The sequence below is a fragment of the Brevundimonas vesicularis genome, from assembly GCF_032067225.1.
Lineage (GTDB): Bacteria > Pseudomonadota > Alphaproteobacteria > Caulobacterales > Caulobacteraceae > Brevundimonas > Brevundimonas vesicularis_F.
In genome coordinates this window covers 2,044-26,668 of record NZ_DAMBJX010000025.1, presented here as the reverse complement: position 1 = coordinate 26,668, position 24,625 = coordinate 2,044, and the positions used below count along the sequence as shown (strand labels likewise).

Genomic DNA, 24,625 nt, shown 5'->3' with positions numbered 1-24,625 from the left:
AGGCACATGAAACTGAACGAAATCCGCGACAACGAAGGCGCCCACAAGAAGCGCATGCGCGTCGGCCGTGGCCCCGGTTCGGGCAAGGGCAAGACCGCTGGCCGTGGCGTCAAGGGTCAGAAGTCGCGTTCGGGCGTCGCCATCGGCGGCTTCGAAGGCGGCCAAATGCCGCTGTACATGCGTATGCCCAAGCGCGGCTTCAACAACGCCAATGCTCTGAAGCTGGCTGAAGTGAACCTGTGGCGCCTGCAAGACGCCGTCGACGCCGGCAAGCTGGACGCCAAGTCCGAACTGAAGGGCGACGCCCTGGTCGCCGCCGGCGTGATCCGTCGCGTCAAGGACGGCGTGCGTCTGCTGGGTACCGGCGAGCTGAAGCAAGCGCTGAACCTGGTCGTCTGGTCGGCCACTGCCGGCGCCAAGAAGGCCATCGAGGCCGCTGGCGGCTCGGTCGTCGAGCAACGCATCGAAGCCGAAGCCAAGGCCGCCGCGCGCGTCGAGAAGCGCAACGCCGCCAAGGGCAAGGCTCCGGCTCCCAAGGCGCCGCGCGGCGACGAGAACAAGATCTCGGCCCGTACCAAGCGCACCGCCGCCAAAGCCTAAGTCACGCGTCGTCGCGGCGATTAGGTCGTGACCTGATTACATCTGCGACGACGAAAGAACGGAAGCGGCCCTCGCATGAGGGCCGCTTTCCGCCTATCTGACGACTCAATCAGTCGTGGGGACGCATAATGGCTTCGGCCGCAGAACAACTCGCCGCCAATATGAATATGGGCTCGTTCGCGAAAGCGACCGAGCTGCATAAACGCCTGCTGTTCACGCTGGGCGCGCTTCTGGTCTATCGCATCGGCACCTATGTGCCGATCCCGGGCATCAACTCGCAGGCCTTCCTGCAGTTCTTCCAGAACCCGGACGGTCAGCGCGGCATTTTGGACATGTTCAACATGTTCTCGGGCGGCGCGGTCGAGCGTATGGCCATCTTCGCCCTGAACGTGATGCCCTACATCTCGGCCTCGATCATCGTGCAGCTGATGGGCACAGTGTATCCGCCTTGGGAGAAGCTGAAGAAGGAAGGCGGCGAAAGCGGCCGCAAGCAGCTGAACCAGTACACGCGTTATCTGACGGTGTTCCTGGCGCTGGCGCAGTCCTTCGGTATCGCGGCGGGCCTGAACAGCACGGCCGGGCTGGTCGACAACCCCGGGATCTTCTTCATCATCTCGACGGTCGTGACCCTGACCGGCGGCACTATGTTCCTGATGTGGCTGGGTGAGCAGGTGACGGCGCGCGGCGTCGGCAACGGCATCTCGCTGATCATCTTCGCCGGGATCGTGGCCGTTCTGCCGTCGACCATCGCCCGGCTGCTGGGCCTGGCCCAACAAGGTCAGATGTCGGCCTTCGCCCTGCTGTTCATCGCCATCCTGGCTGTGGCCACCGTGGTCTTCATCGTCTTCATGGAGCGCGCCCAGCGCCGTCTTCTGATCCAGTATCCGAAGCGCCAGGAAGGCAACCGCATGGCCGGGGGCGAGCGTTCGTTCCTGCCGCTGAAGGTCAACACCGCCGGTGTGATCCCGCCGATCTTCGCCTCGTCGCTGCTGATGCTGCCGACGACGGTTGCGACCATGACGGCTAACGCCGACCTGCCCAGCTGGATGAGCTGGCTGCCGCTGGTGACGGCGCAGCTGACGCACGGCCAGCCGCTGTTTATGGCGCTGTATGCCGCCCTGATCGTCTTCTTCTGCTTCTTCTACACCTCGATCACCTTCAATCCCGAGGACACGGCCGAGAACCTGCGCAAATACGGCGGCTTCCTGCCGGGCATCCGTCCCGGCAAGCGGACTGCGGAATATCTGGACTATGTCCTGACCCGCCTGACCGTGATCGGCGCCGCCTACATCACCGCGGTCTGCCTGCTGCCGGAGTTCATCGTCAGCCAATTCGGCAACAGCCTTTACTTTGGCGGAACGTCTATCTTGATCGTCGTCTCGGTCACCATGGACACTGTGGCCCAGATCCAGTCCCAACTGCTGGCGCACCAGTACGAAGGCCTGATCAAGAAGGCCAAGCTGCGTGGTCGTGGCGGTCGCGGCGCTCCCACGCCCGTTCGCCGCTAAGTCTTAGGTTGTCAGACGCCCAGGGGAGGGCTGAAGCATGAACTTGATCCTGTTCGGACCGCCGGCGGCGGGCAAGGGCACCCAGGCCAAGCGGCTGGTGGAAGAGAAGGGCATGGTCCAGCTCTCCACCGGCGACATGCTGCGCGCGGCCATCGCTTCGGGCTCGGAGCTGGGGCTCAAGGTCAAGGACGTGCTGGCGCGCGGCGATCTGGTCACCGACGAGATCGTCATCGCCCTGATCGAAGATCGCCTGACAGAGGCCGAGGCCGCCGGCGGCGCCATCTTCGACGGCTTCCCCCGCACCGTGGCCCAGGCCGAGGCGCTGGACGAGATGCTGGCCAAGCGCGGTGTTCAGATCGACGCCGTCGTCCGCCTGAAAGTTGACGACGCCGCCCTGACCGAACGGATCGCCAAGCGCTTCGCCGAACAGGGCCGTCCAGACGACAATCCCGAATCCTTCAAGGTCCGGCTCGAGGCCTACAATCGCAACACCGCGCCTCTGCTTCCCTACTACGAAGCCCAGGGCAAGTTGACAGAGGCCGACGGCATGGGCTCGATCGAGTCCGTCGCCAAGGCGATCGACGAGGCTCTGGCCTGATTTGCGTTTTCGGGCGTTGATCGCCTGATGACTGAGTTGGACGATCCTAAACCCCAAAAGACCCGCCTGCGTCGCTGGCGCATGGCGGGCATATTCGTCGGCGTCGCCGTCGCGGAAATCGGCTTGTTCCTGTGGCTAGGACAGGTGAGAGGGCCGGCGCCGACGCCCGTGGTTGAGCCACCGCCGTTCGAGGTCGTTCTCTACGACCCGCCGCCGCCGATTTCCGCCGAACCCCCGGCGCCCGAGACGGGCGGCGGCGCCCCCGCTGCGCCATCCGTCATTCACACACCGCCGCCTCCGCCCAAGGAACGCCCCCGCGAAGTTCCCGCCCCGCCTGTCAAGGCGCCGGAGCCTGCGCCCGTCGTCGGGGTCGCACCGGCGCCGTCGCTGCAACCCGGCTTCGGCCAGGGCGGGCAGGGGACAGGCAGCGGATCCGGCGTCGGCTCTGGGTCCGGCCCGGGCAGCGGCTCGACCGGACCGCGTCTGGTCACCGGTCCCACCATCGGCCAGATTCGCGCCAACCACCCACCGGGTGCCCGAAGCCGGTACGGCCGGGTCGAACTGTCCTGCGTCATTCGTCTGGACAGCCGGCTGGACGGTTGCCGCGTCGTTCAAGAGACGCCCCCCGGCCTGGGCTTCGGCGTGGCCGGCCTGCAAGTGTCGGGCTATTTCCGCTTTCAGCCCCCGACCGAAGACGGTCGCCCCATTGAGGGCCAGCGAGTCACCGTCGGGGTCGATTTCGGCCGCCCGCCGAACAGAGGTTGACGGCCGCAACTGTGGATTTCATGTTGGTGACCTGGAGGGAAGGTCATGGTCGTCACACCGTCTGTGTTCCAAGCTCGACGCACCCGGTGGATGGCGATCGTCCTGGTTACGGCAGTGCACATTGCCGCTTTGTGGTTGTTGGCGCTGACGAGGACTGAAGTCAGCATCCCGGTCGCGCCTCCAATCTTTAACGTCGTTCTCTTGCCGCGTGTCGATCTCGGCAGCCAGCCAGATGTTGGCAAGACAGGCGGCGCTCCGACAGCGCCGTCTCGCACGCACAAGCCGCCAGTCCCGCACAAAGTTGAGCAAGAGCTTGAACAGCCTCATATCCAAGCCGACGAGCAACCTCACGTGATCGGTTTGGCTAACATTGAAAGCGAGCAGCCGGGGCTGGGGCAGGGCGGAAGCGGTGATGGCAGAGGCGCAGGTGTGGGTGATGGTGACGGCGGCGGAGGCCGCACCGCTCCAATCTTGATCCAAGGCCCCGCCAACGCTGCGATATCGGAGGCTGTATCGCGAGCATCGCTTTACGACTCGACCGGGGCTCATGTGGTGCTACGCTGCCAGCTAAGGCTGACGGAGAGATTAGAGCGGTGCCGCGTGGTGGGGGAGCACCCCCGTCCATCCGGCTATCGACGTGAGGCGTTAGCGCGGGTGCGCGAGTTCCGGATCAAGCCTCCCACGAGCAGCGGGCGCGTCTTGGATCGACAAGCAATGACAATCGCCTTGGCTTTCCCCGCGCCGCCAAAGGACGCCGATAAGCCCTCTGGTTGACGCCCGGTGAATCATCTGTATAAGGGCGCCTTCCCGCGAAGGGCGCCACGCTCCTGGTTTGTTAACCGGAGCGTTTGTTGCGTCTGACTAACGCGTATCTGGAGAATTTCGTGGCCCGTATTGCTGGCGTCAACATCCCGACCAACAAGCGCGTAGAGATCGCGCTTCAGTATATCCATGGCATCGGCCCGGCCGCCGCCAAGGACATCACCGAAAAGGTGGGCATCGAGCCCGCCCGCCGGGTGAACCAGCTGACGGACGCCGAAGTCCTGTCGATCCGCGAAACGATCGACAAGGATCACACCGTCGAGGGCGACCTGCGCCGCGAGACGTCGATGAACATCAAGCGTCTGATGGACCTGGCCTGCTATCGCGGCCTTCGTCACCGCAAGGGCCTGCCGGTCCGCGGCCAGCGCACCCACACAAACGCCCGCACCCGCAAGGGTCCCGCCAAGCCGATCGCCGGCAAGAAGAAGTAAGGCAGACACATGGCCAAGGAACCGGGTCGCGTAAAGAAGCGCGAGCGCAAGAACATCACCTCGGGCGTCGCCCACGTGAATGCTTCGTTCAACAACACCATGATCACGATCACCGATGCCCAAGGCAACGCGATCTCGTGGTCTTCGGCGGGTCACATGGGCTTCAAGGGTTCGCGTAAGTCGACCCCTTACGCCGCTCAGATGGCTGCGGAAGACGCTGGCAAGAAGGCCCAGGAACACGGCGTGAAGACGCTGGAAGTGAACGTTTCGGGTCCGGGCTCCGGCCGTGAATCGGCCCTGCGCGCGCTGCAGTCTGTCGGTCTGACGATCACGACCATCCGCGACGTCACGCCGATGCCGCACAACGGTTGCCGTCCGCCCAAGCGTCGTCGCGTCTAAGCGACACCGCCTAAAGCACCCCCATCTCCGTCCGCTCCATCATGGCCTCGTCGACAAGGCCGGAGCAGGCGAAACCCGTTCGAGGGACAAAATGATCGAAAGAAACTGGCAAGAGCTGATCCGTCCCGAGAAGCCCCAGATCGAGACCGGTTCCGATGCCCAGCGCAAGGCGCGCCTGGTGGCCGAACCCCTCGAGCGTGGCTTCGGCGTGACGCTCGGCAACGCGCTCCGTCGCGTTCTGCTGTCCTCGCTGCAAGGCGCGGCCGTCACGGCCATCCAGATCGACGGCGTCGTTCATGAATTCTCGTCGCTGGAAGGCGTGCGGGAAGACGTGGTCGACATCGTCCTGAACATCAAGCAACTGGCGCTGCGCATGCACGCCGAAGGCCCCAAGCGCATGACCCTGCGCGCCACGGGCCCCGGTCCGGTGACGGCCGGCCAGATCGACGTGCCGGCGGACATCGAGGTTCTGAACCCCGACCACGTCATCTGCACGCTGGACGACGGCGCATCGGTGCGCATGGAACTGACCGTCCAGAACGGCAAGGGCTATGTCGCCGCCGAGCTGAACCGTCCGGAAGATGCGCCGATCGGCCTGATCGCCGTCGATGCCCTGTATTCGCCGGTCAAGAAGGTGGCTTACCGCGTTGAGCCGACCCGTCAGGGTCAGTCGCTCGACTACGACAAGCTGTTGCTGGAAGTCGAAACCAACGGTGCGGTCACGCCGGTTGACGCTGTGGCCTACGCCGCGCGCATCCTGCAGGACCAGCTCCAGATCTTCATCACCTTCGAAGAGCCCAAGAAGGCTGTCGAGCAGTCGGACGGCAAGCCCGACCTGCCCTTCAACCCGGCGCTGCTGAAGAAGGTGGACGAGCTGGAACTGTCGGTTCGTTCGGCCAACTGCCTGAAGAACGACAACATCGTCTACATCGGCGACCTGATCCAGAAGACCGAGGGCGAAATGCTTCGCACTCCGAATTTCGGCCGCAAGTCGTTGAACGAGATCAAGGAAGTTCTCACGACGATGGGCCTCAGCCTCGGCATGGACGTGCCGAACTGGCCGCCCGAAAACATCGAAGATCTGGCCAAGAAGTTCGACGACCAGATCTAAGTTCAACCCTCCGCCCGTCTCCTTCGGGAGAATGTCGGGGCGGTTAGAAGATTACGGTTCCAGGTCCGCTTGAGGATACCGGTTCCGGAGTAGGAGAGACCCAGATGCGCCACGGCGCCGCCCATCGTAAACTCGGTCGCACGAGCAGCCACCGCACCGCCATGTTCGCCAACATGGCCGCCTCGCTGATCAAGCACGAGCAGATCACCACGACCCTGCCCAAGGCGAAGGAACTGCGTCCCTTTGTCGAGAAGCTGGTCACCCTCGCCAAGAAGGGCGACCTGCACGCGCGTCGTCAGGCCATCAGCCAGGTTCGCGACGTGCCGCAAGTCGGCAAGCTGTTCGAAACGCTTGGCCCGCGCTACAGCGAGCGTAACGGCGGCTATATCCGCATCATGAAAGCTGGCTTCCGCCACGGCGACAACGCCCCGATGGCCGTCATCGAGTTCGTCGATCGCGACGTCGAAGCCAAGGGCAAGGACTCCGGTCCGGTCCTGGCCTTCGAAGGCAACGACGAAGACTAAGATTTGGTCGTTTGACCAAACGCCGGAAGGGCGGTCGGAGCGATCCGACCGCCCTTTTGCTTTGCGTGGAAACCGGACATGAGGTCTGAATGACCGTCGCCATCGTCGATTTCCGTCCCGATCACGCCCCCGCCTGGGCGCAGTTGAACACCGCCTGGCTGGTCGAGGGCGGCTTCGCTATCGAGGCCAAGGATCGTCTGGCGATCAATGATCCGCAGGGCGTGTTCCTGGACAAGGGCGGGCGTATCTTCATTGCGGAGAAGGATGGTGAGGCCGTGGGATGCTGCGCCCTGGCTCCTACCGATGACGGGGTGGAGGTCTGCAAGATGACGGTCACGCCCGCCGCGCGTGGCTTGGGGCTGGCGCGACGCCTGCTTGAGGCCTGCGAAGCGGCGGCGCGGCAAGCGGGCGCTGCCCGGCTCTATCTGGAAACCAACAGCGCCCTGAAACCCGCGATCGCCCTGTATGAAAGCGCCGGCTTCGTTCACCTGCCGCAAAGGCCCACGCCCTACGTGCGCGCCGACGTCTTCATGGAAAAGCGGCTTCAGCCGTCCAGGACGCGGCTGTAGACGCCTTCCGCGGCTGGCTGGTTGCGGAAGGCGCGCGTAGTCCGTCGCCGCCTATTCCTTGGACAAATCCTGGCGGTTGAACCAAGCGACGGCGGCGGCGAAGGGGACGCCGATCCAGAAGGCCAGGCTGAGAACGCCCTTGAGTACGGCATGATCGGGTAGTTGCGCCGCCGATGCGCCGCCCTCGATAGCGGCCTTCAGCAGGTCGGTGGCCATGCCGGGTGACAGCAGAGGCAGAAGCCAGCCGTCTGGCGTCACGCCCATCGGCAGCAGCAGTTGGGGCAGGAAGAACTGGGCCACGCCGATCACCAGCGGCGCAAACAGGGCCGCCAACAACGAGCGCGTCACCACGGCCGCCAGGAGGCCGAGCATGGTGAACTGCAGGATGCGCGCCCAGGACGTAAGGGTCAGAAGGCCGAAGTCCGCCGCCGCTTCGCCGTTCATCGAGAAGGTGAGGGGGCGGCCGAACACCGCCGCCTGGATCACACTGGCGATCACGTCGGAGATCAGGGCGGCGATGGTCGCCAGCACGATCACCAGACCCACCACCGCGACCTTGCCGGTCAGCAGGTTCGGCCGGGTGTTGCGCGCGCTGATCAGCCGCCAGGTTTCCCAGCGGTAGTCGCCGGCGTAGATCGTCGCCGCGCCGATCAGGACGAACATCAGGATGGCCGGATTGGCGAAGTCGCCCGCGCTCTTGACCAGGGCCATCCCCAGATCGAGCGGGCCGCCCTTCATCATGTCCGGCGGCAGCTTGCCCGCCAGTTTCGCCTCATTGGCCTTGGCGACGACGAAGCCCAGGGTGGCGAGGATTACACCCATGATCGGGATGAACAGCACGCTCCAGAACAGGGCGGTGCGGTTCTTGGATAGGCGGTAGGTTTCGGAACGGATCGCGTCAGCTAGCACGGTTTTGCTCCTGCACGCCGGTCCAGCCGGTTTCGCTCATGAAGACGTCTTCCAGGTCCGCGCCGATCCAGCGGGCCTCTTCGATATCGACTCCGCCCTCGACCAGAGCCTTGATGGTGGCGGCGGCTTCGCTACGCGGCACGGCGGCCACAAGTGCATCGCCCTCCAGCGTCGCGCGCTCGCCCAGCACGGACATGGCCTTCGCCAACGGCGTGACCGACAGGCGCAGACGCTCGCCCGAGGCGGTCAGATCGGAGACGCGGCCCTCGGTGATCACCTTGCCCTTGTTGAAGATGGCGACGCGGTCGCAGACGCGCTGGACCTCCTGAAGCTGGTGGCTGGCCAGGATGACCGTCACGCCGTCGTGGTCGGCCAGGCTGCGGATCAGGGCGCGCATCTCCTGGATGCCGGGCGGATCCATGCCGCTGGTCGGTTCATCCAGGATGACCAGGTCCGGCTTGGTCATCAGGGCGGCGGCGACGCCCAGGCGTTGCAGCATGCCGACGGAAAAACCCTTCACGCGGCGATTGGCGGCCTCGGTCAGGCCGACGCGTTGCAGCCAGTTGTCGATCTCGGCCGAGGACACGCCGCCATGGGCGCGGGCCAGCCATTCCAGCACCTGGCGGGCGGTCATGAACGGCGGAAAGCGCGGCGTCTCGATCATCGAGCCCATGCGCCGCATCGAGGCCGGATCGCCGATCCGACCGCCCATCACAGTGGCCTCGCCCTCGGTCGGACGAATCAGACCCAACAGGGTGCGAAACAGCGTCGATTTGCCCGCACCATTGGGCCCCAGAATGCCGTAGACCCCGCCGCGCGGGATCGACAAGGTCAGGCCGTCCAAGGCCTTTACCGTCCCGTAGGTCTTGGTCAGGCCGCGAATGTCGATGACGGTTTCCATACGCCAAGCTTGGCGAGTGAACGCCGGTCGCACAAGCCGTCGCGTGGCTGTCGTCCATTAAGTTTAGGCAATGGTTCAGTATCGCCTTGGAGTAAGCTCATGTCTCGTTTCGTCGCCGCCAGCCTGGCCGTGGCCGCCGCCTTCGCCGTCGCGTCCTGCGCCGGGGCCCCGCAACCCGCCCTTACATCTCCGATTGTCGAGCAGGCCGCGCAGACGACCCGTCCCGATCTGGTCATCCTGGTGTCGATCGACGGCTTCTCGCCGGACTATTTGGGTAAGGGGCAGACGCCGGTGCTGGATGGACTGGTCGCCGGCGGCGCGTTCGGCCCGATGCGGCCGTCGTTCCCCAGCGTGACCTTCCCCAACCACTATACGCTAGTGACGGGCCTGCACCCGGACCATCACGGCGTGGTCGGCAACCGGTTCACCGACACGCAGCTGGGCGCTTTCACCATGGCCAGCAAGGAAAGCGGCTTCTGGGATCAGGGCGAGCCGATCTGGGTCACGGCCGAAAAGGCGGGCGTGCGCACCGGCACCATGTTCTGGCCGGGATCGGAGGTCGAGATCCACGGCGTGCGGCCCAGCCAGTGGGCGCCGTTCGACCAGGGAATGCCGGGCGATGCGCGCGTGGATCGTCTGCTGTCGTGGCTGGACCTGCCGGTGGATCAGCGGCCGAAGCTGGAGACGCTGTATTTCGACATCGTCGACACCGCCGGTCACCGCAACGGCCCTGATGCGCCCGAGACGCGCGCCGCCGCGGCATCGGTGGACGCCTCGATGGCACGGTTGATCGAGGGGCTGAAGGCGAGAGGGCTTTATGATCGCACGATGCTGGTCGTGGTGTCGGATCACGGCATGGCCGCGACCTCGCCGGACCGGGTCGTGTGGATCGACGACATCATCGATCCGGCGGCGCTGAAGATCGGCTATGGCGGAGCGGTCCTGACCGTTGATCCGGCGCCAGGCCGCGAGGCCGAGGTGCAGCAGAAGCTGGTTGGACGCCATCCGCATATGGAATGCTGGAACAAGGCCGATGTGCCGGCGCGACTGTTCTATGGATCCAACCCCCGTGTGGCGCAGATCGTCTGTCTGGTCGAGACTGGCTGGTTGACGGCGACGCGGGATCGGCCGGTGACGCGAGCGGGCGGCGCTCACGGTTATGACAATCAGGCGCCGGAGATGGCGGCGATCTTCATCGCCCATGGGCCGGGCGTGGTCGCCGGGCGTCGGCTGACCGATCTGGACAGCGTCGATGTGCAGCCCTTCCTGGCGCGGATGCTTGGGATCGCGGCGCCGGCTGGCGACGGGCGGGCGCAAGACACCTTGCCTGTCACCATGCCCTGATGGGGTGATTGGCGAGCCGACGATTTGATCGCACACTGGTCGCCAGAGGAAGAGGGGCGAAGATGCGCAAAGGTCTGTGGGTCGCGACGGTTTCGGTCGCCTGTCTGATTGCGCCCGTGGCGGCCGCCGACGCCACGGCGACGGCGGCGACCCTGGCCCTGATCACCAATCCGCAGGTCTGCGGCCGGGTCGGCGCCGTCGGCGATGTCCAGCCGACACGCGACATGGTCATGGCCCCAGGCTTCGGCGACGAGGGTTTCGCGGTCGATACGAAGAACCCCGAGGCCCAGGCCTGGTTTGACCACGGCGTGCGACTGCGCTGGGCGTTCGAGCATTCGGAATCGGTGCGGGCGTTCAGGAAGGCGAGGCAGTTGGACCCGTCGTGCGGCATGTGCGCCTGGGGCGAGGCCTGGGCGATCGGGCCGAACCTGAACGGCGGCGGCGATCCCGAATCGATCGCCACAGGCCTGCGCGTCGCCCGTGACGCGCGGCGTCTGGCCCGAGACGCTACGCCGATGCAGCGCCAGATGATCGACGCCCTGATCCAGCGCTATTCAGGCAAGGAGAAGACCCGCGCCCTGCGTTACGCGCGCGCCATGGACCGGATCGCAAAGCGTCACGCCGACGACGTATCGGTCGCCTCGATCACCGCCGACGCCTGGATGCTCCAGCCCGAGGGCGAATGGTGGGACAAGGACGGCAAGGCGACCGATCCGGCCGTCACCCGCGCCATGGCGATCCTGGAGCACGCCCTGACGGTCAAGCCGAACGATCCGGGCGCCATTCACCTGTACATACACCTGACCGAATGGTCGGACGATCCACACAGGGCGCTGGCCTATGGCGAGCGGCTGGCCCTGCTGGCGCCGGGCGCCAGCCATCTGGTGCACATGCCGTCGCACACCTTCTATCGGGTTGGGCGCTACAAGGACGCGATGATGTCCAACGTCAACGCCGTGGCGCTGGACAAGAGCTATGACCAACTGGTCGGCCCGCCCGGCGGCATTCGCGGCATGCGGCTGCATGCCCACAACATTCATTTCGGCATGGGCGGCGCCCTGATGGCGGGCGGGGCCGAGCGGGGGCTAGAGCTGGCCGACTGGTATATGGCGACCTATCCGCAGCTGGCGGGACCGCCCGAGGCGGGCGAGGACGGCTATGTCGTCTATCGTCAGGTGATGGCGGCCGACGCCTATGCGCTTTACGGCCGGTTCGGATCGGACGCCCAGATCGCGGCCCTGGCCGAGCCGGACGTAGGCCGCCCGCTGATGCGGGTCGGCTGGCGCTATGCGCGGGGCGAGGCGGCGGCGCGGCGCGGCGATGCGGCGGCGGTTCGGGTCGAGGCCCAGGCCATCGCCGCCCTGCTGGCGGACAAGGCGTTCAAGGGCCCGATGGCGGATCGTCAGACCGGTTTCGCCGAACTGTTCCAGAAGGTGCTGGAAGGCCGCGCGGCCATGATCGATCAGGACTATCCCGCCGCCATCGCCGCCTACGGACGAGCGGCGGCGATCCAGGCCATGGCGCCCGAGGGCGGCGATCCGCCGATGATCTGGTACCCGACGCGCCGAAGCCTGGCCGCCGCCATGCTGGCGTCCGGCGATGCGGCCGGGGCCAAGGCCAAGATCGGCGAGCTGCTGAAGGATTGGCCGAACGATCCCTACAGCTATTACGTCCTCTACCGCGCCGAGCAGGCGCTGGGCGACGAGACAGCGGCCAATGACGCCCTGCATCACGCCGGCGTCGAATGGATCGGCGGGCAGATGAGTTTGGCCGAGGCCTGAAGCCTCGGCCGCAGGTTGGTCAGCGCTTCGCCGCTTCGATCAGTTTGCCGATCTCGGCCGGGTCGATGCCGGGGCTGGCCTTGCCGTTGACGAAGAAGGTCGGCGTGCCGCGCAGACGCAGGGCGGCGGCCGTGGTGTGAATGTCGGCGATGTGGCGGGTGGTGTCGGGCGCGGCGATCGCGGCCTTGGCGCGGGCCATGTCCAGGCCGTGCGCCGCCAAGATGGCGTCGATCGCTTCGATCGATAGCGCCCGTTCGGTCATCAGGGCGTCATAGACCTCCAGATACTTGCCCTGCTGGTGCGCGGCGAGGGCGGCGCGGGCGGCGTATTGCGAGGTGATGTCGTCGCCGCGGTCCAGGATGGGCCAGTCCTTGAAGACGAAGCGGACTTCCGGATGGGCGGCCATCAGGGCGCGATAGTCGTGGGCCACGGCCTTGCAGCCGGGGCAGCGGAAGTCGAAGAATTCGATCACCGTGACCTTGGCGTTCGCTGGACCGAAGGCCGGATCGCGGGCGTCGGGCGCCAGGAGGCCGGCGTTGGCGGCGGCGGCCTGGTTCGTCTCCTCGACGGCGGCCTCGGCGTCCTTGGTCTGGAGCGCCATCTGCGCCTCCTGCAAGACCTCGGGATGCTCCAGCAGATACGCACGCACGTTCGATCCGCCGGTCAGATAGGGCGCGGCTGAAAAGCCCAGGGCGATGACCGACAGTCCCAGGGCCAGATAGCCGGCGCGGCCGCCGCTGAGCCATCCTGGCTTGGCGGTCTTGGGTTCGGGCGCAGGCGTGGGGGCGTCGTCGGTCATTCAGGCTCGCAGTCGGCGTAAGGGGTCAGTTGAGGGTGGCGGGCCGGCGCGCGGCGTCACGGCGGTCCAGGTCGTTGAGGTCGTCGGGCGTGGCGCCCGAGGCCAGGACGATATCGACGGCGCGGCGCCATTCGATCGAGCCCGGATCCAGCATGGAGCGGGCGCGCAGGGCGAATTGGGTGGCCTGTTTCTCGTCCCCGCCGGCGAAATAGTATTCCGCCGAGGCCAGGCGCGCCTCGCCCTCCTTGCCTTGCGAGGCATAGGCCTGGGCCAGCAGTCGCCAGGCCATGGTGTTGTCCTTCTCGGCGACGACGGCGTGTTTCAGCTGATCGATGGCCTCGTCCAGCTTGGCCTTGTCGTTGGTCTCGATCAGGGCGTGGGCCAAGTTGACGCGCAGCAGGGGGGCGTCGGGCTTCAGGCGGACCGCCTCGCGGTGGGCGGCGACGGCCTCGGCCGGGCGACCTTCCTCGAACAGGATCTGGCCCTTCAGTTCCTGGAAATAGGGGTTGTTCACGTCGCCGGCGATCAGCGCATCCACCGCCGTCAGCGCCTTGTCCGTCTGGCCGTCGCGATACCAGGCGATGGCCCGCGCATAGCGGCCGGGCAGGGAGGTGTCGGTTGACGGATAATCGCGCAGGGTGGCGTTCGGCGCATCCATGAAGGCGTGGATCTTGGCCAGGATCAGCGCGTGCTGCGCCATACGCTCGGGGCTGTCGCGATGGTCGTAGTGCGGCTGCTCCTGCACGTAGCGACGCAGGCTCTCAATCCGGTTCGACGACAGGGGGTGGCTGCGGAAATAGGGATAGCGGCGGGCGTCGGAGAAGACCTCCTGCGAGCGGAAGTTCTCGAAGAAGGACACCAGCCCGGCTCCGGATTCGCCGGCCGCCTCCAGCGCCCGCGCGCCCGAGATGTCGGCCTCGCCTTCCTGGCTCTGCATGTAATGCAGCGCGCCCAGAGCGCCGAAATACTGGCTGGAGCCCAGCAGGGCCACGCCTGCGTCCGGCGCGCCGGCGGCGATGGCCAGGGCCCCCAGCGCCATGGTCATGAACATCGGCTGTTTGCCGGCGTTCTCGGCCCCGTCGCGCAGGGTATGGCGGTTCTTGATGTGGCCCGCCTCGTGCGCCATCACGCCCAGCAGTTCACCGGGCGTCTTGGTGCGCAGGATCAGGCCGGTGTTGACGCCCATGATCCGCCCGCGCGTCGCAAAGGCGTTCAGGTCGTTGTCGTTGACCAGCAGGACTTCGATGTCGTTCGGGTTCAGACCCATGGCCACGAAGACCGGGTCGGCCCATTCGCGCACGATGCCCTCGACCTCGGTGTCGCGGATCAGGCTTTGCGCGGAGGCCTGGCCGGCGACGGAAACAGCCATCAAGGCCGTCGCCGCCGCCGCCAGAACGCGGGATGCAGATCGGGGAAGCCACCTCATGGCTCTACTCCAACAACGACCGGCCCCCGCCTGTATCCAGACAGTCTAATCGTGACCGATCAGCGGCGCCACCACCCGCGCTTGGGCTTTTCGGGCGGTGCGACGATCTGGTTCGGGTCTTCGGCGATGATGGCCTGAACGTCTATCTCCGGCGTGGGGGCGACGAAAGGCTCGGCCAAGACGGCCTCGGTCACCGGAACCGCCGTCGGGGCGGCGACCGGGGCGACCTCCGCCGGTTCGGCGGCCAGCGCCTCGTGGGGGGTCACGTCCAGTTCGACCGGCGCGCCTTGGACCGTGGCCTCGTTCGGCTCGATGGCGGTGTCGGGATGCGGTTCGGTCGCGATCTCGACGTTGGCGCTGGCCGACTTGCGGCGCACGCGACGACGCTGAGGTTCGGGCGCGATGGCCGGGGCAGACGTTTCGACGGCCTCGGTCGGCTCGACCATGACGGCCATCGGCGTCTCGGGCGAGCCGTCGGGCGGCATGCCTTCGTTGGTGGCGCGGTTCTCGACCTTGATCTCGTGGCTGACGGGACCGTCGCCACGACCGCGACCCCGACGACGGCGACGACGCGAACGGCCGCCTTCCTCGCCGGAGCCTTCGCCAGCAACGACATCCAGGCCTTCGATCTCGGACTGAGCGACAGCGGGACGTTCAGCCCGCTCGGGGCGCTCGCCGCGTTCCGGACGACCTTCCGAGCGGCCGGGGTTCAGCGGGTCGAACCAGACATAGGGGTCGTCCAGCGACGGCGTGCGGCCGCGAACCCAGGTGTAGACGTCGCGCTCGCCATCCTCGCGGACGCGGCGACCGCCACGGCGGCCACGGCGACGACGGCGGCCGTTTTCGTCTTCCTCATCGTCCGAGGCGTCGTCGGCGCTGACCGTATCGACGGCCTCGACGTCGGAGGTCTCCTCGTCGCGACGACCGCCACGACGGCGACGGTTGCGCCCACGACCGCGATCGCGACCGCCTTCATGACGTTCCGAACGTTCGCGCGGTTCGTCGTCGTCGCTGTCTTCGCGATCCAGGGATTCGACCGTGTCGTCATCGTCGTAGACGATGATCTCCTCGTCGTCGTCCTCATCCTCGTCTTCGTACAGCGAGGCGTCGAAGTCGTCGTCGAGGTTGGGCATCTCGATCTCGGGCGCGACGAAGTCCTCGTTGGTCTCGGTGCGCTCGATATTGTGTTCGCCCTGACCCAGGCTGTCGTCGATCTGGACGATGACGTTCAGGCCGCGACGTTCAAGCAGCGACTGCAGATAGGCGCGCTTGTGGTTCAGGATGTACAGGCCGACGGCGGTGCAGACCTTCAGCACCACGACGCCTGCGCCGTTCTTGCCGGCCTCGATGTCGACCGCGCGCAGGGTCATCAGGGCGGCGGATTCGGCAGAGCGGATGCGGCCCGTGCCCTGGCAGTGCGGGCAGGCTTCGGTCGCACCCTCGATCACGCCCAGTCGGCGACGCTGGCGGCTGATCTCCATCAGGCCGAAGGGCGAGATACGGCCCATCTGGATGCGGGCGCGGTCGGAGGACAGGGCCTCCTTCAGCACGCGCTCGACGGCGCGGTTGTTCTTGCCCTCATCCATGTCGATGAAGTCGATGACGACCAGGCCGGCGAGGTCGCGCAGCCGCAGCTGGCGGGCGGCTTCCTCGGCCGCTTCCATATTGGTCTTGAACGCTGTCTGCTCGACGTTGCGTTCCTTGGTGGCGCGGCCAGAGTTGACGTCGATGGCCACCAGAGCCTCGGTCTGGTTGATGACCAGATAACCGCCGGACTTCAGCGGCACGACCGGCTGATGGATCTGCGTCAGCAGTTCCTCGATGCCGTTGGCCGCGAACAGGGGACGCGAGCCGCGATACAGGTGAACCTTCTTGGCCTGGGCCGGCATCAGCACGCGCATGAAGTCGCGCGCTTCCTTGAAGCCCTCGACGCCCTCGACCTGGATGCCGTCGAAGTCCTTGTCGAACATGTCGCGCACGGCGCGGCGGACAAGGTTCTCTTCCTCGTAGATCACCGAGGGGGCGTGAGAGGCAAGGGTGGTCTCGCGGATCGTTTCCCACAGGCGCAGCAGATATTGATAGTCGCGCTTGATCTCGGCCTTGGTGCGCTTGGCGCCCGCCGTGCGGATGATCAGGCCCATGCCCTTGGGCACTTCCAGGGCCGAGACGGCGCTCTTCAGCCGACGACGGTCAGAGGTGTTCGTGATCTTGCGCGAAATGCCGCCGCCCTTGCCGGTGTTGGGCATCAGCACGCAGTAGCGGCCGGCCAGCGACAGCCAGGTGGTCAGGGCTGCGCCCTTGGCGCCTCGCTCGTCCTTGACGACCTGGACCAGCAGGATTTGGCGGCGCTTGATGACGTCTTGGATTTTGTAGCGACGCATCAGGCGGCGCTTCAGCCGCTCCTCGTCGGCCAGCGCCGATTCGGGGTCGACGTCATCGCCGGTCGATTCGCGGTCGAGATCGTCCTCGTCCTCATCATCGTGCGCCTCGGCCATGATGGCTTCGCGGTCGGCGACGGGGATCTGGTAGTAGTCGGGGTGGATTTCGTTGAAGGCGAGGAAGCCGTGGCGATTGCCGCCGTATTCAATGAAGGCGGCCTGCAGGCTGGGCTCTACGCGAGTGACCTTGGCGAGGTAGATGTTGCCGCGAAGCTGGCGCTTCGCACGGGATTCGAAATCGAATTCCTCAATCTTGCGCCCGTCCACGATGGCGACCCGGGTCTCCTCGGGATGCGCCGCATCGATCAGCATTGTCTTTGACATGGAAAGTCTCTCTCTGGCGCGCGCAGGCCGACCGTCCCGGATCTCCGGACAGGGTCATGGCGGCTCGCCGAATGAAGGTGAGGGCCGGCGCGCGCGACATCCCCTCGCCGAGAACGGCGAAGAAGGCTTGATCAAGCCGTTGGGGAACGCAGGCGGAAAGGCCCATTAAGTCGTCGGTCCTGAACCGGGCGCGCCAATCCCTTGGGAAGGCCGCGTCCCTGGTCCGCTCTTCGAACCATCGGCCAGGCCGGGGTGGTTCTAGGATTGGTGAAAGTCAACGCCGCGAGGAGGGCGCGCCAAGATTCGCAGAGGCGAAATCGGCGCGATCGGTTCGCGAGCGGTCACAGCATAGTCACGCAACGGGAGAATTAAAAGGCGCTCGCCTTAACCCCCTGAATACGAGCCTCTGTCATGATGAGGTTCAAGTAGGCTTAAACCGGGTTCGCCGACGCAGATGAGCGGTCGCGTTTTGACAGGTCTGATGCGCTGGGGCGCGAAGGAGTGGGCGATGACCGCCCTGGCCTTCGTGGTCATCTGCATGGTCGGTCTGTCCGCAACGCGCGGTTTCGCCTGGGGCGCGCAGGGCGATGTGCTGGCGGTGCGCTTCGGCGCCGATGGCGATCGGACCCGCGTCGTCATCGATCTGGACAAGACGGCGCAAGGACGCGTCATCGACGCGGGCGGCGAAGGCCGGGTGGTGCTGGCCCTCAGCGGTGTTGCGCCAGGGCGTGGTCTAAACGGTGGCGGTTCGGGCCTAGTGCGCTCTTATGAAGTTACGTCGTCCGGCGGTTCGTCGCGAGTTCAGCTAGAACTGGCGCGCGGCAGCGAGATCGAACGGCGCTTCCTGCTGCCGCCCGGCGACGGCGTCAGCCATTATCGTTATGTCGTGGACCTGAAGGCGACGGGAGCCGCCGCGCGCGCCTCGACCACGCCGGCGCCGCGCGCCAGCGCGCCGCCGCGTCGCGCAGAACGCCCCCTGATCGTCATCGACGCCGGCCATGGCGGCAATGATCCGGGCGCCAGCGGCGCAAGCGCCCAGGAAAAGCAGGTCACTTTGGCCGCAGCCCTGGCCTTGAAGGCCGAGCTTGAGAAGAACGGCCGCTATCGCGTGCGCCTGACCCGGACCGATGACCGCTACGTCGATCTCTATCGCCGTGTCTCCATCGCGCGTCAGGCCGACGCCGATCTGTTCATTTCCTTGCACGCTGACGCCGGCGCCGACCCGGCGCTGCGCGGGGCCAGCGTCTATACCTTGTCGGAGCAGGGCGCGGGCCGGGCCGTGCGCGAGTTCACGCGCGGCGACAACTGGCATCGCGAGCTGCATCTGCCGGGGCGCGATCCGTCGGTTGATCGCATCCTGCTCGACATGACTCAGCGCGCGACCCAGAACCGCTCGGCCCAGTTCGCGCGGGTCTTGCTGACCCACCTGGAGGGATCGGACCATCCTCTCTTGCGCCGCAGCCATCGCGATGCGGGCCTGGCTGTCCTGTTGGCGCCCGACGTGCCGGCCGTGCTGCTGGAAATGGGCTTCATTACCAATCCTGAGGACGAGCGGCTTCTGACCGACGAGCGCGCGCGCCGTCGCCTGATGAAGTCGGTGGCGGACGGGATCGATCGCTATTTCCGCGAGCCGTCGAGCCCGATGATGGCCGCCACGAACAGCCAGGCCGCCGGTCAGCCTTGATCCAGCGCAACCAAGCCGGCCGTCGCCGGTTTCCGGACCATGAAAAAAGCGATTGTCACGGGCGGATCGGGCCTGATCGGAACGGGCGTCTGTAAGGCCTTGCTGGCCAACGGATGGGAAGTCGCCTCCTTCGACCTGAAGCCGGGAGAGGGCGAAGCCCGTCACATCGACTGCGATTTGGGTGATGAGGATTCGGTCAAACAGGCGTTCGAGACGCTGGGCTGGTCGTCGCTGGACCTGCTGGTCAACAACGGGGGCATCGCCGATCCGGTGAACGGCCCGCTGGCTGAGCTGTCGCTGGCGGACTGGCGCAACATCATCGACAGCCATCTGACCGGCGCCTTCCTGATGAGCCGAGCCGCCATTCCTCTGCTGAACGAGGGCGGCGCCATCGTGAACATGATCTCGACACGTGCCTTCATGTCCGAGCCGCACACCGAGGCCTATGCGGCGTCAAAGGGCGCGCTGTTCGCCCTGACACACGCCCTGGCGATCAGCGAAGGCCCTCGGATCCGCGTCAACGCCATTGCGCCCGGCTGGATTTCGGATGGCGAGGATTTGCGTCCTGTCGATCACGAACAGCATCCGGTCGGCCGCGTCGGCCGCGCCGAGGATATCGCCGGTGCTGTGCTCTATCTCGCCGAAGCGAGTTTCGTGACCGGCCAGGTGCTGACCGTGGACGGGGGCATGACGCGCAAGATGATCTACGCCGACTAGGCCGTCAGGCCAGACCGGCCTTTTTCAGCGTCTTCCACGCCTTGATCACGCGTTGCAGCTTGGCCTCGGCGCTGCGGTCGCCGCTGTTGGTGTCGGGGTGAAACCGCTTCAGCAACTCGTGATACTGAGCCTTGATCTTCGCCTTGTCGGCACCCGGATCCAGATCGAGGTCGGCGAGGGCGGCGCGTTCCAGTTTGCCGATGCGGCGGTCCTCGGTCGCGGACTGCGGCGCCTGATCGCCCTTGCGACCGAAAAGGCCGAAGCTGTCGCGCCATGAGCCGGCGCCGGTGGTGTTGGACGTGCCCATCTTGGCGGCGAAGGCGGCGGCTTCGCGCGTGAACTTGCCGGCCTGCATTTCCCAGGTCGGGCGGCCGCCGGTCATGGCCTCGTTTTCCTGGGCGGCGCGGATCTGGCCTTCGCTCATGCCGGCGTAGAAGTTCCAGCCCTTGTTGTATTCGCCGGCGTGCGGCTGGCAGAATTCGTAGAAGTCGTTCAGCCGCTCGCGCGACTTGGGCGCCTTGGCCGCAGCAGCCCGCCGGCAGTCGGGCCACTGGCATGGCTTTTCGCCCGGCTTCAGGTGAAGGACGTCGGCTTTCGCCGCCTCTTCCTCGGGCTTGGGCGGCTTCACCCGAATGTCGGTGAAGCGCGGCTTGTATTGAAAGGAGGCGGACATCAGCTGAAGTGTAAGCCCGATTGGGACAGCATCAAGGAATCGATCATGTCTGAAGGCCCGGTGGCGACGATTATTCGTGCAAAACTGACGGCGGGGCTGTCGCCCTTGCGTCTGGAGGTCGAAGACGACAGCTGGCGCCACGCCGGACATCATCATGAAGGTGGAATGGACGCCAAGCCTGGCGGAGAAAGCCATTTCAATCTGGTGATCGTGTCCGCTGCTTTCCAGGGGCAATCGCGGCTGGCGCGACAGCGCGCGGTCAACGCCCTGCTGAAGGACGAGATGGCCGGACCAGTCCACGCCCTTTCGATCAAGGCGCTGACGCCGGAGGAGGCAGATTGAGCGAAAGAACTGCGTTCACATCGTCTTAGAACCTTCGTCTTAGCGTCATCCGACCAAACAGAACGTGGGGATCTGGGCTTATGGTGGAATCAGACGGCGTCGCGAAGGCGCTCGAAGGCGAGCAACGCGCCGGAGACGCGGCCCAGGCGCTGACCGCCATCCTGCAGACGCAGTATCTCCGCTACATGATCATCGCTTCGTGGGGCGTGGGTCTTCTGGGCACCGTCGGCTTGTGGCCGGCGCTTCTCTGGTTCGGCGGCACCCTGGCGGCCGGGTCGCTGCGGGGAATCGTCGAACATCGCCTAAGCCATCGTGTCGGCACCAACTGGGGCGTGATCTTCCCGATCGTGGCCACGGTGACGACCGGCGCCTGGGCCATTGCGCCTCTGATGGCCTGGTTCTCGCCCACTGAATTCGGACGGCCCCTGGCCCTCGCCCTGCTGATTTCCGGCTATGTGCTGGTCTTCGCCCAGCTTCGCAGCTCGCCGCGTCAGGCCCTGATCATCTCTTCGCCCTATGGCGCAGCCGCGACGATCATTCTGTTCAGCCTGTGGGGCACCAACGCCTTCTGGTCGATGCTCGCGGTCCTGCCGTTCACGGCGGCGGGTCTGTTCGTGCTGGTGACCATGACCCTGCTGCGCGAAGACCGCATCCGGGCCTTCCAGTCGCACCAAGCGCATCTGATCGAGGAACTGGAAGCGGCCCGCGACAAGGCCAATGCCGCCAATGACGCCAAGTCGAACTTCCTGGGCGTGATCTCGCACGAGCTGCGCACCCCGATGAACGGCGTGCTGGGCGCGGCCCAACTGCTCAGCGCGACGCGATTGGAGACGACGCAGCGCGAATATCTGTCGATCATTCGCAACTCCGGCGACAATCTGTTGTCGCTGCTGAACGACATCCTGGACATGACCAAGATCGAGGCCGGCAAGATGAATTTCGAGGTCGTCGATATCGTCATCGACGGTTTGAACAAGCGCATCACTGGACCCTTTGAAGCGCAGGCCGAAGCCAAGGGCCTGACGTTCGTCACGACCGTGGAGGGCGAGATCCCGACAGTGGTGCGCGGCGATCCGCTACGCGTCTGCCAGGTGGTGCAGAACCTGTTGTCCAATGCGGTCAAGTTCACCGAGGCCGGCGAGATCCACTATCTCGTGCGCGGACACCGCGTGTCGGATCAGCGCGTGCGGTTCGAGTTTGTCGTCCAGGACAGCGGCGCAGGCATTGCGGCGGCCGATCTGGAGCGGTTGTTCATGCCCTTCACCCAGGTCGACACCTCGTCCACGCGCCGCTTTGGCGGCACGGGTCTGGGCCTGACTATCGCACGGCGCATGGCCAACATCATGGGCGGCGACATCACCGTGACGTCCAAGCTCGCCGAGGGCTCGTGCTTCACCCTGGAAATCGAGGCCGAGGTCGTGGAATGGGCCAAGCCCGTCGCGGCGGCCGAGGTTCATGCCGAGATTGAGGGCGGCGAATCGCTGCGCGTCCTGGTGGTCGAGGATCACCCTGTAAACCGCATGATCCTGGAGGCATGGATGAGCTCGGCCAGCCACGTCACCTCGACGGCCGAGAACGGCCAGTTCGCGGTCGATATCGCCAAGGACCAGCCGTTCGACCTGATCATCATGGACGTGAACATGCCGGTCATGGACGGACTGACCGCGACACGCATGATCCGCGAAGGCGGCCAGAACGCCGGCACCCCCATTGTGGTCCTGTCCGCCTCGGCGCGTCATGAGGATCACGAGGCCGGTCTTCAGGCCGGCGCCGACGCCTATCTGAACAAACCGATCGATTTCGGCGCTCTGGCCGCCCTGATGGGTCGCGTCAGCGGCGGTCGCGAGGCAGTTGCGCAAATGGCGCTGCCTTCGTCGGAGGCCTCCGTCGCCGCCTGATTGCGGCCGCGACGTGTCCACCAGATGAACCTTAACCACTGGCGGCGGTTCAGACACGCCTCAGCCGCCGTGCTCCATAACTGCGCTCAAGTCGAAACTCTTCGGCGCAGATGGAGCAACGATAATGAGAAAGATCCTCACCGCCACGATGGCCGCCCTGATGGCCACGACCGCTCTGGGCACCGCCGGCGCTGCCTCGGCCCAGTCGCGCGGCGATCACCGCTATGAGCAGCGCGAAGACCGTCGCGATCATCGCCAGGACCGTCGCGATCATCGCCAGGACCGTCGGGACGACCGCCGCGAATTCCGTCAGGACCAGCGCCAAGACCGTCAGGAATATCGCCAGGAACAACGCGCCTACGCTCGTTGGCAGCGGGCTGAGCGTCGCTACAACGCTCCGCGATATGCCCCGCCGCGCGGCTATGCGGTTCGGACCTGGAGCTATGGGCAGCGGATGCCGTCCTACTACCGGACCAACGCCTATGTGGTGAATGACTATAACCGCTATGGTCTGCGTGCGCCGCCCCGTGGCTACCAATACGTCCGCAGCGGTAATGACGTGGTGCTCGCCGCCGTCGCCGGCGGCCTGATCACCGCCGTGATCGCCGGCCTGTTCAACTGATCCGCCAAGGATTTGAGATGCGCCCCGGAGGGAAACCTCCGGGGCGTTTTTCGTTCTGAAGAGGACGGCGACGCTTCTGGCGCCCAAGATGGATGACGATGCGCGCCTTCGCCGAGCTACTGGACCGCCTGTCCCTGACGGCCTCGCGCAATGCGAAGCTGGTGCTGGTGCGCGACTATCTGAGAGCGACGCCCGATCCGGATCGGGGTTGGGCGCTGGCGGCCCTGACCGGGGACCTGACGTTCGACGCGGCCAAGCCGGCCATGATCCGAATGGCGGTCGAGGGGCGGGTCGACAGCGTGCTGTTCGGCTGGTCCTACGACTATGTGGGTGATCTGGCGGAGACGGTGGCCCTGATCTGGCCCGTGACGCCTGACCATCGGCCGAACCGCGAGCCCGAACTGGCCGAGGTCGTCGAGGCGCTAAGGACCGCGACACGGACGGAGGTGCGCGGTCTTCTGGAAGGCTGGCTCGATGCGCTGGAGCCGAAAGGGCGCTGGGCGCTGCTGAAGCTGATGACCGGGGCCTTGCGCGTGGGGCTGTCGGCGCGGCTGGCCAAGACGGCGGCGGCCATGATGCGCCCGGACGCGGTGATGGCGCGGCCTTCGCCGGAGGGCGACGAGGCGCAGATGACGCTGGAGGCGTTGGACGCCTCGGCCATCGAGGAGGTCTGGCACGCGGTCGAGCCGCCCTACGCCGACCTGTTCGCCTGGCTGGAGGGCAGGGCGGAGCGGCCCAGCCCGGATGCGCCCGGCCGGTTCCGGCCCGTTATGCTGGCCGTCGCCATCGATGAAGCGGTCGACCTGCCCAAACTGTCGCCGGCCGACTATGCGGCCGAATGGAAGTGGGACGGCATTCGGGTTCAGGCGGTGCTAGAGGGCGAGGTCCGCAAGCTCTATTCCCGCACCGGCGACGAGATTTCGGCCGCCTTTCCCGACGTGATGGACGCCCTGGCGTTCGAAGGCGCGATCGATGGCGAGCTGATTGTCTGGCGCGACGGGGCGGTCGCGCCGTTCGGCGACTTGCAGCAGCGGCTGAATCGCAAGTCGGTGGACGCCAAGGCGATGCAGGCCTTTCCGGCGGCGGTGGTCGCCTATGACCTGTTGGCCCAAGACGGCGAGGATCTGCGCGGCCTGCCGCTGCGCGAGCGTCGGGCGCGCCTGGAGGCCCTTGTCAATGGTCATACCGGCGAGCGACTGCATCTGTCGCCGGTGGTCGATTATGCCGATTGGGATCAGTTGGCGCGGTTGCGAGCCGATCCGCCGGTTGGGGCGGCGGCAGAGGGGCTGATGCTGAAACGCTGGGACAGCCCCTATCTGGCGGGGCGACCCAAGGGGCCGTGGTTCAAATGGAAGCGCGACCCGCACGTCATCGACGCCGTCCTGATGTACGCCCAGCGGGGGCACGGGAAACGCTCGAGCTTCTATTCCGACTACACCT

23 protein-coding genes are annotated in these 24,625 nt (G+C 66.1%); 17 read left to right on the top strand and 6 right to left on the bottom strand.

Annotated features, from left to right (window positions below):
* Positions 1-6 precede the first annotated feature (6 nt).
* The 9 genes from rplO (at position 7) to RT123_RS08265 (ending at position 7,327) form a co-directional block, all read left to right on the top strand.
* Positions 7-600: a 50S ribosomal protein L15 gene (gene rplO / locus RT123_RS08305; RefSeq protein WP_055804617.1), complete on the top strand. Its 594-nt coding sequence runs from the start codon at positions 7-9 to the stop codon at positions 598-600.
* A gap of 128 nt (positions 601-728) precedes the next feature.
* Positions 729-2,108 carry a preprotein translocase subunit SecY gene (gene secY / locus RT123_RS08300; protein ID WP_017506043.1) on the top strand — a complete coding sequence of 460 codons (1,380 nt, stop codon included), beginning with the start codon at positions 729-731 and terminating at the stop codon, positions 2,106-2,108.
* A gap of 37 nt (positions 2,109-2,145) precedes the next feature.
* Entirely contained in the window at positions 2,146-2,706 is a 561-nt protein-coding gene (locus tag RT123_RS08295; protein WP_017506042.1) for an adenylate kinase, read from the top strand.
* A gap of 27 nt (positions 2,707-2,733) precedes the next feature.
* Entirely contained in the window at positions 2,734-3,471 is a 738-nt protein-coding gene (locus RT123_RS08290) for an energy transducer TonB (RefSeq protein WP_313008699.1), read from the top strand.
* Positions 3,472-4,355: 884 nt separating this feature from the next.
* Positions 4,356-4,724, top strand: coding sequence for a 30S ribosomal protein S13 (gene rpsM, locus RT123_RS08285; RefSeq protein ID WP_026108555.1), 369 nt, complete (start codon positions 4,356-4,358; stop codon positions 4,722-4,724).
* A gap of 9 nt (positions 4,725-4,733) precedes the next feature.
* Positions 4,734-5,123: a 30S ribosomal protein S11 gene (gene rpsK, locus RT123_RS08280; RefSeq protein ID WP_013268944.1), complete on the top strand. Its 390-nt coding sequence runs from the start codon at positions 4,734-4,736 to the stop codon at positions 5,121-5,123.
* 91 nt (positions 5,124-5,214) lie between these two features.
* The gene (locus RT123_RS08275; protein WP_039248576.1) at positions 5,215-6,234 is read left to right on the top strand and encodes a DNA-directed RNA polymerase subunit alpha; all 1,020 of its coding nucleotides are present in this window, start codon (positions 5,215-5,217) and stop codon (positions 6,232-6,234) included.
* 104 nt (positions 6,235-6,338) lie between these two features.
* Positions 6,339-6,758 (top strand): 50S ribosomal protein L17, encoded by a 420-nt coding sequence (rplQ, locus tag RT123_RS08270; protein ID WP_055804627.1) that lies wholly within the window; start codon positions 6,339-6,341, stop codon positions 6,756-6,758.
* An 89-nt stretch (positions 6,759-6,847) separates the two neighbouring features.
* Positions 6,848-7,327 carry a GNAT family N-acetyltransferase gene (locus RT123_RS08265; RefSeq protein WP_313008697.1) on the top strand — a complete coding sequence of 160 codons (480 nt, stop codon included), beginning with the start codon at positions 6,848-6,850 and terminating at the stop codon, positions 7,325-7,327.
* A 51-nt stretch (positions 7,328-7,378) separates the two neighbouring features.
* Here RT123_RS08265 and RT123_RS08260 read toward each other — a convergent pair whose 3' ends face one another.
* Positions 7,379-8,236, bottom strand: coding sequence for an ABC transporter permease subunit (locus tag RT123_RS08260; protein WP_174086384.1), 858 nt, complete (start codon positions 8,234-8,236; stop codon positions 7,379-7,381).
* Entirely contained in the window at positions 8,226-9,137 is a 912-nt protein-coding gene (locus RT123_RS08255; RefSeq protein WP_313008696.1) for an ABC transporter ATP-binding protein, read from the bottom strand. Before RT123_RS08255 ends, RT123_RS08260 begins: the two co-directional genes overlap by 11 nt.
* 99 nt (positions 9,138-9,236) lie before the next feature.
* Here RT123_RS08255 and RT123_RS08250 point away from each other — a divergent pair, with 99 nt between their 5' ends.
* Both RT123_RS08250 and RT123_RS08245 read left to right on the top strand, forming a co-directional pair.
* On the top strand, positions 9,237-10,481 hold the full coding sequence (locus tag RT123_RS08250; RefSeq protein ID WP_313008695.1) for an ectonucleotide pyrophosphatase/phosphodiesterase: 1,245 nt from the start codon (positions 9,237-9,239) through the stop codon (positions 10,479-10,481).
* Between the two features lie 62 nt (positions 10,482-10,543).
* Positions 10,544-12,262, top strand: coding sequence for a hypothetical protein (locus tag RT123_RS08245; RefSeq protein ID WP_313008694.1), 1,719 nt, complete (start codon positions 10,544-10,546; stop codon positions 12,260-12,262).
* A gap of 19 nt (positions 12,263-12,281) precedes the next feature.
* Here RT123_RS08245 and RT123_RS08240 read toward each other — a convergent pair whose 3' ends face one another.
* From RT123_RS08240 to RT123_RS08230, 3 genes are read right to left on the bottom strand one after another with little or no spacing between them, the layout of a single operon-like run.
* The gene (locus tag RT123_RS08240; protein ID WP_066551230.1) at positions 12,282-13,061 is read right to left on the bottom strand and encodes a thioredoxin domain-containing protein; all 780 of its coding nucleotides are present in this window, start codon (positions 13,059-13,061) and stop codon (positions 12,282-12,284) included.
* Positions 13,062-13,086: 25 nt separating this feature from the next.
* The gene (locus RT123_RS08235; RefSeq protein WP_165117165.1) at positions 13,087-14,487 is read right to left on the bottom strand and encodes a M48 family metalloprotease; all 1,401 of its coding nucleotides are present in this window, start codon (positions 14,485-14,487) and stop codon (positions 13,087-13,089) included.
* Positions 14,488-14,546: 59 nt separating this feature from the next.
* The gene (locus RT123_RS08230) at positions 14,547-17,249 is read right to left on the bottom strand and encodes an Rne/Rng family ribonuclease (protein WP_313008692.1); all 2,703 of its coding nucleotides are present in this window, start codon (positions 17,247-17,249) and stop codon (positions 14,547-14,549) included.
* Between the two features lie 508 nt (positions 17,250-17,757).
* Between RT123_RS08230 and RT123_RS08225 the strand changes: the two genes are divergently transcribed.
* Positions 17,758-18,933, top strand: coding sequence for an N-acetylmuramoyl-L-alanine amidase (locus tag RT123_RS08225; RefSeq protein WP_205751275.1), 1,176 nt, complete (start codon positions 17,758-17,760; stop codon positions 18,931-18,933).
* A gap of 39 nt (positions 18,934-18,972) precedes the next feature.
* Positions 18,973-19,650 carry an SDR family oxidoreductase gene (locus RT123_RS08220; RefSeq protein ID WP_313008691.1) on the top strand — a complete coding sequence of 226 codons (678 nt, stop codon included), beginning with the start codon at positions 18,973-18,975 and terminating at the stop codon, positions 19,648-19,650.
* 4 nt (positions 19,651-19,654) lie between these two features.
* On the opposite strand, the gene RT123_RS08215 is transcribed toward RT123_RS08220, so the two are convergent.
* Positions 19,655-20,323: a J domain-containing protein gene (locus RT123_RS08215; protein ID WP_017506027.1), complete on the bottom strand. Its 669-nt coding sequence runs from the start codon at positions 20,321-20,323 to the stop codon at positions 19,655-19,657.
* 45 nt (positions 20,324-20,368) lie between these two features.
* On the opposite strand from RT123_RS08215, the gene RT123_RS08210 reads away from it, so the two are divergent.
* The 4 genes from RT123_RS08210 to RT123_RS08195 form a co-directional block, all read left to right on the top strand.
* The gene (locus RT123_RS08210) at positions 20,369-20,665 is read left to right on the top strand and encodes a BolA family transcriptional regulator (RefSeq protein ID WP_295173640.1); all 297 of its coding nucleotides are present in this window, start codon (positions 20,369-20,371) and stop codon (positions 20,663-20,665) included.
* A gap of 80 nt (positions 20,666-20,745) precedes the next feature.
* Positions 20,746-22,563 (top strand): response regulator, encoded by a 1,818-nt coding sequence (locus RT123_RS08205; protein ID WP_313008688.1) that lies wholly within the window; start codon positions 20,746-20,748, stop codon positions 22,561-22,563.
* 124 nt (positions 22,564-22,687) lie between these two features.
* The gene (locus tag RT123_RS08200; protein ID WP_313008687.1) at positions 22,688-23,185 is read left to right on the top strand and encodes an RcnB family protein; all 498 of its coding nucleotides are present in this window, start codon (positions 22,688-22,690) and stop codon (positions 23,183-23,185) included.
* 98 nt (positions 23,186-23,283) lie between these two features.
* Positions 23,284-24,625 (top strand): cisplatin damage response ATP-dependent DNA ligase (locus RT123_RS08195; protein ID WP_313008686.1); only part of this gene is annotated, 1,342 nt, incomplete at its 3' end.